The sequence below is a fragment of the Stenotrophomonas geniculata ATCC 19374 = JCM 13324 genome (assembly GCF_001431625.1).
Classification (GTDB): Bacteria; Pseudomonadota; Gammaproteobacteria; order Xanthomonadales; family Xanthomonadaceae; genus Stenotrophomonas; species Stenotrophomonas geniculata.
Map to the genome: position 1 here is coordinate 18,414 of NZ_LLXT01000002.1, position 9,425 is coordinate 27,838.

Consider the following 9,425-nt stretch of genomic DNA (forward strand, 5'->3'; position numbering starts at 1 on the left):
AGGGCCGCCGTTGGACGGCGCCGCATGCCTGCCGGCACAAGGGCGGGCCAACGTTCATGGGAAGGAATCGATGAAACGCACGACGACGGTGAGATCTGCCCTGGCAACCGCGCTGGCACTGGCGCTGACGGCCTGTGGTGGAGGTGGCGGGGGCGGCAACGTGCGCATCGATACACCGCCACCACCGCCGCCACCGACTACCCCGCCACCGACGACGCCGCCCCCGGTCAAACCACAGGAGCCGGCTTTCGACGCGCATCTGTCAGTCACCAATGCGCGCGCCGCACAGGCTGCCGGCCTGACCGGTCAGAACGTGCGCATCGGCATCGTCGACTCCGGCGTGCAGCGCAATGCGGTGGCATTGAATGGCCGGGTGCTGGCCAACCTCAACTACATCGATCCGGCCAGAAACAATCTGGGTGTCGATGATGTGGTCGGCCACGGCACCGCCGTGGCCAGCCTCGCCGCCGGCGCGGCAACGGGCTCCTGGCCAGGCGGCATCGCGCCAAAGGCGCAGATCGTGTCGGCACGGATCATTGCCGACAAACCGCCGACCGACGACGGCAGCGGACGCGGCAATGCATTCAGCGGACCGCTGGGTGTGGCCCAGGTCCACCAGGACCTGATCAGCTACAACGTGAAGGTGATGAACAACTCGTGGGGCGGCCTGTACTGGACCGACCTGCCGACCACCGCGCAGGTGGCCGCCGAATATCGTCCCTTCGTGATCAACCACGGCGGGTTGGTGGTGTTTGCCGCGGGCAATGATGGCCGCAGCGAACCGAGCAGCCTGGCCGCGCTGCCCAGCCAGCAGGGCGTGGCCGGCACGCTGCCGGCCGCCGATCTGGAGCGCGGCTGGCTGGTGGCCACCGCCGTGGATCCGTATGCGCCAGGTACGCTGGCCAGCTATGCCAATGCCTGCGGCCAGGCAGCCCGGTACTGCCTTGCGGCGCCAGGCAGCGCGGTCTATCCCGATGCCAATGGTGGCAGCTACTACTGGAACTACGGCACGTCATTTGCGGCGCCCTTGATTTCCGGCGCGGCGGCGCTGGTCTGGGAGCGCTTCCCGTACTTCAGCAACGATCTGGTGCGGCAGACCCTGCTGGGCACCGCCAAGGACATCGGCGCGCCGGGCGTGGATTCGGTGTTCGGCTACGGCCTGCTCGACATCGGCCGTGCGATCAACGGTCCGGGCCGTTTCGACTGGGGGGATGTGGTCGCCAACGTGGATCTTGCTTCGACCGGCTCGGCGTGGCGCAACGATATCGTCGGCAGCGGCGGCCTGGTCAAGCAGGGCGGGGGCACCCTGGTGCTGGCCGGCAACAACAGTTACACCGGCGCCACCCGCATCGAACGCGGCATCCTGTCGCTGCAGAACGGTGGTGTGGTCCGTTCCAATGTGACCATTCTCGGCCAGTCCGATCCGGATTCGACCGGCCTGCAGTTCAATGGCGGCACGCCCCGCGTGATCGGCAATGTGGTCAACGGCAGCAGCGTGTTCCTCACCACCGGCAACACCACCGGCACGATCGAGGGCAACTACACCCAGCAGGCCGGTGCACAGCTGATGATCGCACTGGGCGCCAATGCGCTGCAGGTCACCGGCAATGCCGCGATCGACGGTGGCGTGCGCGTGCATGGCTTCGTTTCCGGCTACGTGCCACAGAACGGCAGCCGCCAGGACCTGATCCACGCGGCAGGCGGACTCAGTGGCACCTTCAGTACGCCGGCTACCTCCAGTGGCCTGCAGGGGCTGTCGTTGCTGCAGAGCAGTTACGGCTACGACAGCAACAACGCCTGGTTGAACCTGACCCAGGTCAGCGTCACCGCAGCGGCCAGCGGCCTGGGGGCGTCCGCCCAGGCGGCAGCACAGCGCCTGGAAGGTGCATTCGCAGCACTCGACAAAAACGCAGGGCTGCAGGGATCGGCCTTTGGTGCAGCGGCCGGCGCCCTGCAGTGGACCGGCGGTGGCCCGCAGGGCCTGGCCGCCAGCCTGCAGAGCCTGTCCGGTCAAGCGCACGCCCGTGCCGAAGCGGCGACCTTCGACAGCATCGACATGTCGCGGCGTGCGATCGCCGAGCGCTTCGATCGTGTACAGGCCGCACCGCGCCTGCGCGGTAGCTGGCAGAGCGCGCTGGGTGAGGCGGGGCAGGGCAGCTTCGCCGGCAACGCCGCCGACAGCCGGGGCTGGATGGCCGGCCAGGATCTGCCACTGGGCAGCAACGGCCTGATGGGCGTGGCGTTTGGCGAGACCCGAAGTAATGGTGGCAGCAGTTTCGGCGGCGATCGTGGGCGTGATCGCCAGGCGCAGGCGCAGCTGTACGCGGGCTGGAATCTGGGGCGTGGCTACGCGCTGGCCCAGGTCGGCAGCGGCCAGTTCACCCGCGCGCTGGATCGTCAGCTGCTGCTCGGTGCGGGCGCCTATGGTGTCTCTGCGCGGTATGGCGGCCGTTTCAGCAGTGCCAGCGTGGAGGGCGGGTACCGGCTGGGGCGTGCAGGCGCATCGTTGACGCCCTACGTCGGCGCCAGCACCACGCGCGTGGATACCGACGCCTTCAATGAGCTCGGCGGCTTCGGTTTCGGCCTGCGGGGTGATGCCAATCGCGTGCAGCGCAGCCAGATGCTGGCCGGTATCCGCGGCGAGCGTGCCTGGGGGCGTTGGACGCTGCGTGGGCATGCCGAATGGCAGCAACGGATTGATGGCGCGGATGCGGACTGGCAGGCCAGTTTCGTCGGCGTCGATGCCTGGGCACCGCTGGCGGGCTGGAACGCACCGCGCGGCAGTGCGCTGATCGGCGTGGCGCTGGAATCGTGGTGGGGCCGCAATGGCCGCCTGAGCCTGGGCTTCGACCAGCGCGTCGGTGGCGAAGGTGCGCGGCAGGCAGCCTTGCGCTACAGCACCGGCTTCTGAAGGACAGGTCGCGCCGGGTCATGCCCGGCGCGACGTCGGCTGGCTCAGCCGCCGCGCAGGTTGCCCAGGCGCGGGGTGCTGCGGCCCAGCGGCATCTTCAGCTTGCCGATCGACAGGATGCGGCTCTCGGCGATGCGGTCGGCGGCACGCTGCGGCGCGATGTTCTCGCGCTGCGACAGTTCGAAGATGCGGGTGAGGTTGTGGTAGATGCTGCGGATCAGGCGCATCGCGCGTTCGCGGTTGTAACCGTCGATCTCCAGCGACACGTTCATCACGCCGCCGGCATTGACCGCATAGTCCGGTGCATACAGGATGCCGCGCGCATGCAGCTCGTCGCCGATCTCCAGGCTCGACAGTTGGTTGTTGGCGGTGCCGCAGATGATCTTCGCCTTGATCCGCGGCAGGGTGTCGGCGTTGATCGCGCCTTCCAGCGCGCACGGTGCGAACACGTCGGCGTTCACTTCATGGATCTCATCCGGCTTGACTGCTTCGGCACCGAAATCGCTGACCGCGCGATCAACCAGCGCGCTGTCCAGGTCGGTGACGTAGAGCTTGGCGCCGCGGTCGCGCAGCAGCTTCACCAGTTCCATGCCGATGTGGCCCAGGCCCTGCACAGCGATGCTGGTCTTGCCCACTTCCTCATGGCCGAACTTGAAGCGCATCGACGCCATCAGTGCCTGCAGCGCACCGTAGGCGGTGAACGGAGCGGGATCGCCGGAGCCACCATGGACCTGGTGCACGCCGGTCACGAACTGGCTTTCCAGGTAGATGTTCTCCATGTCGTTGACGTCGGTGCCGACGTCCTCGGCAGTGATGTAGCGCCCGCCCAGGGAATCGACATAACGGCCGAAGGCACGGAACAGCACCTCGGTCTTGTCCACTTTGGGGTCGCCGATGATCACCGCCTTGCCGCCACCTACGTTGAGGCCGGCCAGTGCATTCTTGTAGGTCATCGTCCGGCTTAGCCGTAGCGCATCGGCCAGCGCCTCGTCGGTGCTGGCGTAGGGGCGCATGCGCACGCCGCCCAAGGCCGGGCCGAGGGTGGTGTTGTGGATGGCGATGATCGCCTTCAGGCCGGCGTCGTGGTTGTGGCAGAACACCACCTGTTCGTGGCCGGTGGTGGCGAGGGTTTCGAATAGCATGGCGTCTCCGATGGCGCGATCAGCGGCGAACTGCAGCGAACGGCCAGTGAACGGTAGGGTCCCAAAACAAAAAAAGCGACGTCGTCGGTGCAGGGGGACGGGTCGCGCGGCGCCATTCTAGTCCATTCCCCCGGCCGGTGCCGTCGACATCGGCGGCCTTCCGGTTAAAGAAGATGAAAGTGCGGCCGATGCTGCGACGACGGCGGGTGGCCGGATTCGCGTGAAGAGGCAGGGCGGTCAGTGACGGCAAGGGCACCACAACGACAGGGCGGGCGGCGATGACGCCGGCCTGGTGGCGATCGCTGCGCGGCTGGCTGGCGCGCTCGACCGGGGCCGCGCCGTCCCGGTTGGCGGCGGTGTCGCGACAGGCGGTGGCGGCGGCTGCGGCCAGCCTGCAGGGTGAGGCGCTGCCTTCGGCCGAGATCGCTGCACATCTGCAGCGCGGCCTGCATGCGCTGGCCCTGTACCCGCGCCTGGCCGGTGAATCCACGCCGGTGCAGGCCGCGGGACTGGGCGAGGCGGTGGCGCGCGCGCTGCAGGACCGGGACTGGGCGGCCCGTCAGTTGCCGCGCCGCCCGCAGCTGCTGCCGCAGCTGATCCAGACGGTCAACGACGATGCGGCATCGGCGCGGGTGATGGCGGCGATCATCGGCCAGGACCCGGTGCTGACCGGCAACCTGCTGCGCATCGCCAACAGCCCGGCCTACAAGGTGCACGAGCGCCCAGTGGAAAGCCTGCAGCGGGCGGTGACACTGGTCGGAACCGAAGGCGTGCGACAGATCATCAGCGCGGTGCTGGTACAGCCGGTGATGCAGGTGCAGTGCGAGGTGTTTCCGCAGTTCAGCACGATCATCTGGGAGCACGCGCTGCTGGCTTCGCGCGCAGCCGCTGACCACGCACGCACGGTCACCTTCGGCGATGCCTTCGCCGCCCAGTGGCTGGGCCTGGTACAGGGGCTGGGGGCCGCACTGGTGATGCGCCAGCTGCTGCAGGAAGCGCAGGCACGCGATGAGACGGTGGAGCCGGCGCTGGCGCTGCAGCTGCTCCAGCAGTGGTCGCTGCCGTTGGCGCAACGCGTGGCTGCGGCCTGGGAGCTGCCCGAGCCGGTGCACCAGGCACTGGCGCCCGAGGCGGATGGCCCGCTGGCTGACAGCCTGCGCCTGGCCAGTGCGGCCGCAGCGGCCAGCCTGCTGTGCCGGCATGGACATGCCAGCCAGAGCCGCATGCTGGCCCTGCTCGAACAGTTGCCTTCGGCGCCGCCGCATGCCCTGCGCTGGATCTGGCGGCGCCTGCACGGGCGCAGCGTGGAAACACGCGATGACGCTGGACAGGAAGAGGCGGGTCCGGCGCCCTGAGCGTTACAGCTGCGATTCCACCGGCAGCCAGCTGATCACCCGCGACAACCAGCGCTTGCGCGCCGTTGCCCCTGGCTCGGCCTCCACCCAGTGTGGTGGTGGTTCACGCTCCAGCCAGCGCAACCGGTGACGGTCGTCCAGCGCCAGCCACCAGCTGTGCCTGGGATCGGCCAGGCGCAGGTACTCGTCCCGCAGCTGTGCGCCCAGTACCGGATCGTCGAACAGCACGCCCATTTCAGTGTTCAGATAGGCCGAGCGCGGGTCGAGGTTGAACGAACCGACGAAACCGCGGCGATCGTCGACCAGGAACGCCTTGGTATGCAGGCTCGCGCCGCTGCTGCCGAACACGCCGGCATCGGCGGACTGCCCCTGCGCTTTCAGTTCGTACACGTGGACGCCAGCTTCGAGCAATGGCACGCGGTAGCCCATGTAGCCACCGTGCACGGCGGCAACGTCATTGGCGGCCAGTGAGTTGGTGACCACGCCGACCTGCACGCCCCGCCCGGCCATGGCCGAAAAGCCATCCAGGCCTTCGTTGCCGGGTACGAAGTAGGGCGAGATCAACAGGACCTTGTGCCGGGCGGCCTGCAGCTCACTGATCAGGGTCGACACCAGCCAGGCAGCGCGATCGTCCTTGCGGTGCTTCATCGGCGGGTCCGACACGATGCGCACTGCACCGCTCCAATGTAGCGGCTCAGGGCTTGGGCGCTGCCGTTTGCGCGATTCGGCCACGCGCGCAAGGTAGGGCCGGGCCACGTCGCGCTGCGCTTCGTGATCCGATTCGCGGACCAGCAGGCGCAGCTGTGCATCGGTATGGAAGGCAAGCGCCGATACCGGTATGGCCGCTTCACTGTTCCAGTAGTCGTCGAAGATGCGGTTGGCCTGCTCCACGGCGGGGCCGGCAACCAGCAGATCCAGGTCCTGGAAATTCACATCGGTGCGTGCGCTGAAGTACTCCTCGCCGATGTTGCGGCCACCGACGATCGCGACTCGGCCGTCGGCAATCCAACTCTTGTTGTGCATGCGGTGGTTCACGCTGAAAGCGCGCTGCACCAGTTCCAGCGTGCGCGCGATGCCGCTGCGGTTTCGGAACGGGTTGTAGAGGCGGATTTCAATGTTCGGGTGCCGGTCCAGCGCCATCATCAGCGCGTCCTTGTCCTGGGCGTTCATGTCGTCAAGCAGGATGCGCACGCGCACACCGCGCTCGGCGGCGTCGTACAGCGCCTTGGCCATCAGGTGGCCGATCAGGTCGTCGTGCCAGATGTAGTACTGCAGGTCCAGGCTGCGGCCTGCGTGCGTGGTGATCATCGCGCGTGCGGCGAAGGCATCCATGCCATCACTGAGGAACGCCACGCCGGACTGTCCGGGGTGTGCGTCCTGCAGCGGCACGATTTCCTGGTCGATGCGGGTCTGCGCCGGCTGCAGTGGCAGCACATGCGAGGGTGCGCCCTGCGCCCGTGGCGTGAGATGGTCGGCCAGCAGCAGCCCGGACAGGACCAGCAGCAACAGCGCGGCGAGGATGATTGCAGCGACGCGCAGCAGGCGTCGCCACAGGGGCTTGGGCAGGCTCATGCCCCGATGGTAGAGCCACGCCATGCGTGGATGAAAGCCAACAGATTCATTGCAGTAGATCCACGCCATGCGTGGATGCCTTCTTCAGGCAATGTCACGCCATGCGCGGATGACTGGAACTTCGCGGTCAGAACCGCTCGTCGCTGCCCAGGTAACGCCACTGCCGCGCGGGCAGCGGTCCCAGTGCCACGCGGCCAATACGCAGCCGGCGCACGGCCGTCACCTGCAGGCCGGCAGCGGTGACCGCCACGCGCAGGCCCTTGGCCGTCAGGCCCTTGCCCGCGAAGCGCAGGCGCTGCTCGCTCTGCCAGCTGACCTTGGCGCCGCCTGATTCCTGCTGCAGCCGCGCCATCAGCCACGGGCCGCGCTCGGGCCCGCCTTCGGCCACTTCAATCAGGTATTCCTGTTCGGTGCGGCCCAGATTGCGCTGCAGATGGGCCAGCGTGGCCGGATCCTGGCTGACCACCACCAGGCCGCTGTCGCTGGCCGGAAGCGAGGCGGCCAGCTGCAGTCCGTGGAAGTGGCGCTGCAGCGGACGGATGTCGCTGGCGTCGAGTTCGCTGCGGCTGTCACTGCTGACCAGCGCGCACAGGGTTTCGGCGGCAACGCCAGCCGGTTTGTGCAGCAGCATGCTGACCCGCTCGGCCTTTTCATCGCTGGCCTGCTCGGCCACGACGATCACCGCGCTGTCATCGACCGGACGCTGTGGCTGTTCCACCACGTCGCCGTTGACCGTGACCCAGCCGCCTTCGATGTAGCGTCGCGCTTCGCCGCGTGGGATGCCGAGCAGAGCGGACAGGCGTTTGTCGAGACGGATCGGTTCCATGGCGGAAAGGTCAGGCAGGGGGCGCGCAGTGTAGCTGCTGCGGCCGGTCAGCGCTGGCCGCGGTTGGCCAGCTCGGTCAGGTACAGGCGGGTATCGAACTCCAGCTGCAGGTAATCCGGCTCCATGTGCTGGCACAGCTGGTAGAAGGCCTTGTTGTGGTCGGCTTCCTTCAGGTGGGCCAGCTCATGCACCACGATCATGCGCAGGAACGCGGCCGGTGCCTGGCGGAACACGGTGGCGATGCGGATCTCACGGCTGGCCTTGAGGCGGCCGCCATGCACGCGGGAGATGGCGGTATGGGTGCCCAGCGCGTGCTTGATCACTTCCAGCGTGTTGTCGTAGCAGACCTTGTTGAGCGGCACCGACTTGCGCAGGTAGCGGTCCTTCAGGTCCTGGGTGTAGTCGTACAGCTGGCGGTCGCTGCGCACTTCGTGCGGGTCGGGGTAGCGCTGCTGCAGCCAGGGGCCGAGTCTGCCCTGTGCCAGCAGGTCGCTGACCTGGGCGACCAGGGGTTCGGGATAGCCGTTGAGGTACTTCAGGACTGCCATGCAGGGGCGGCGGGGCGTCGGTAGAATGGAGCATCCAAGATTACACGCGGTACGCATCGACCATGGCAAAGCCCAACGCGCTGCAGGAACAATTGCTCAAGGCCGGCCTGGCCAAGAAGTCGCAGGCCAGCGCTGCCGCGAGCGCGCAGGCCAAGGCCCGGCAGGGCAAGGCCGAATCGACCTCGGCCGACGTCCAGCGCGAGGCTGAACGGGCTCGCGCCGAGAAGGTCGAGCGCGACCGCGCACTGGCCGCCGAGCGCAATGCCCAGGCCCGTCAGGCTGAACAGAAGGCGCAGGCGAAGCAGATCATCACGGCCCATGCCGTGCCCCACAAGGGCGACGACGAGTACCGCTTCAGCGATGGCGCGGCGATCCGCACTCTGCTGATCGACCCCAAGCTGCGCAAGGCGCTGTCGGTCGGCGTGCTGGTCATTGTCGCAAATGGCGAGGGCTACGCCCTGCTGCCACGTGCTGCTGCCGAGAAGGTGCGTGAGCGCGCCCCGGAGGCGATCATTGTCGACCATGGCCAGCCGGGCTCGACCGCCGAGATCTCCACCGGCAACGCCGAGGACGACGCCTACTACGCGCAGTTCCAGGTGCCGGACGACCTGGTCTGGTAAACAAGAAGGGGACGGAGGGGATTAAGTCGCAATCGGCTTGATCGAACCCATCCGCGCTCTGTTCGTCTTCCTGAAGAGCAGCCGAGCGTGGCTCGGCTCTACATTAAGGCGTGCCTTTTTGCCGGGGTGTATCGTCTCCATATCAGGCGACACACCTGCGGAGGATGGCCATGGCTACCGGTTGGGCGGGAGACGGCGCGGTCCAGGACCAGATCGACGCCACCGTCGACGATGCGATCGCCCGCGCGCGGCGCCAGCTGCGCGAGGGCCCGGGTCTGGAGCACTGTGAGGAATGCGACGCGCCGATCCCGTTGGCGCGGCGCCAGGCCGTGCCCGGTGTCCGGCTGTGCGTGGCGTGCCAGCAGGCGCATGACGACGAAGAACAGGCGCATGCCGGCTACAACCGGCGTGGCAGCAAGGACAGCCAGTTGAGGTAAAGGTTGTTCGGCAG

8 protein-coding genes are annotated in these 9,425 nt (G+C 67.8%); 4 read left to right on the forward strand and 4 right to left on the reverse strand.

The genetic code is table 11. The features are described from left to right. Positions 1–70 precede the first annotated feature (70 nt). Positions 71–2,911 carry an autotransporter serine protease gene (locus tag ARC63_RS00165; RefSeq protein ID WP_057502229.1) on the forward strand — a complete coding sequence of 947 codons (2,841 nt, stop codon included), beginning with the start codon at positions 71–73 and terminating at the stop codon, positions 2,909–2,911. 44 nt (positions 2,912–2,955) lie between these two features. Here ARC63_RS00165 and ARC63_RS00170 read toward each other — a convergent pair whose 3' ends face one another. Continuing rightward, the gene (locus tag ARC63_RS00170; protein WP_010482852.1) at positions 2,956–4,053 is read right to left on the reverse strand and encodes a Glu/Leu/Phe/Val dehydrogenase dimerization domain-containing protein; all 1,098 of its coding nucleotides are present in this window, start codon (positions 4,051–4,053) and stop codon (positions 2,956–2,958) included. A 278-nt stretch (positions 4,054–4,331) separates the two neighbouring features. On the opposite strand from ARC63_RS00170, the gene ARC63_RS00175 reads away from it, so the two are divergent. After that, on the forward strand, positions 4,332–5,408 hold the full coding sequence (locus ARC63_RS00175) for an HDOD domain-containing protein (protein ID WP_049409049.1): 1,077 nt from the start codon (positions 4,332–4,334) through the stop codon (positions 5,406–5,408). Positions 5,409–5,411: 3 nt separating this feature from the next. On the opposite strand, the gene ARC63_RS00180 is transcribed toward ARC63_RS00175, so the two are convergent. The 3 genes from ARC63_RS00180 to ARC63_RS00190 all read right to left on the reverse strand — a co-directional run bounded on the left by ARC63_RS00180 (position 5,412) and on the right by ARC63_RS00190 (position 8,354). Then, positions 5,412–7,004 carry a phospholipase D family protein gene (locus ARC63_RS00180; RefSeq protein ID WP_049481929.1) on the reverse strand — a complete coding sequence of 531 codons (1,593 nt, stop codon included), beginning with the start codon at positions 7,002–7,004 and terminating at the stop codon, positions 5,412–5,414. Positions 7,005–7,107: 103 nt separating this feature from the next. Further along, positions 7,108–7,806 carry an RNA pseudouridine synthase gene (locus ARC63_RS00185; RefSeq protein WP_019338833.1) on the reverse strand — a complete coding sequence of 233 codons (699 nt, stop codon included), beginning with the start codon at positions 7,804–7,806 and terminating at the stop codon, positions 7,108–7,110. Positions 7,807–7,853: 47 nt separating this feature from the next. Continuing rightward, on the reverse strand, positions 7,854–8,354 hold the full coding sequence (locus ARC63_RS00190; protein WP_049409052.1) for a M48 metallopeptidase family protein: 501 nt from the start codon (positions 8,352–8,354) through the stop codon (positions 7,854–7,856). A gap of 62 nt (positions 8,355–8,416) precedes the next feature. On the opposite strand from ARC63_RS00190, the gene ARC63_RS00195 reads away from it, so the two are divergent. Together ARC63_RS00195 and ARC63_RS00200 are read left to right on the forward strand one after the other, a co-directional pair. Continuing rightward, entirely contained in the window at positions 8,417–8,974 is a 558-nt protein-coding gene (locus ARC63_RS00195) for a DUF2058 domain-containing protein (protein WP_019338831.1), read from the forward strand. Positions 8,975–9,144: 170 nt separating this feature from the next. Further along, entirely contained in the window at positions 9,145–9,411 is a 267-nt protein-coding gene (locus tag ARC63_RS00200) for a DksA/TraR family C4-type zinc finger protein (protein ID WP_010482865.1), read from the forward strand. Positions 9,412–9,425: the final 14 nt, after the last annotated feature.

Excerpts from the sequence above, each read along its gene's own strand:
- ARC63_RS00190 (WP_049409052.1), bottom strand. The coding sequence starts at position 8,354 with ATGGCAGTCCTGAAGTACCTCAACGGCTATCCCGAACCCCTGGTCGCC.
- ARC63_RS00165 (WP_057502229.1), top strand. The coding sequence starts at position 71 with ATGAAACGCACGACGACGGTGAGATCTGCCCTGGCAACCGCGCTGGCA.
- ARC63_RS00185 (WP_019338833.1), bottom strand. The coding sequence starts at position 7,806 with ATGGAACCGATCCGTCTCGACAAACGCCTGTCCGCTCTGCTCGGCATC.
- ARC63_RS00180 (WP_049481929.1), bottom strand. The coding sequence starts at position 7,004 with ATGGCGTGGCTCTACCATCGGGGCATGAGCCTGCCCAAGCCCCTGTGG.
- ARC63_RS00195 (WP_019338831.1), top strand. The coding sequence starts at position 8,417 with ATGGCAAAGCCCAACGCGCTGCAGGAACAATTGCTCAAGGCCGGCCTG.
- ARC63_RS00175 (WP_049409049.1), top strand. The coding sequence starts at position 4,332 with ATGACGCCGGCCTGGTGGCGATCGCTGCGCGGCTGGCTGGCGCGCTCG.
- ARC63_RS00200 (WP_010482865.1), top strand. The coding sequence starts at position 9,145 with ATGGCTACCGGTTGGGCGGGAGACGGCGCGGTCCAGGACCAGATCGAC.
- ARC63_RS00170 (WP_010482852.1), bottom strand. The coding sequence starts at position 4,053 with ATGCTATTCGAAACCCTCGCCACCACCGGCCACGAACAGGTGGTGTTC.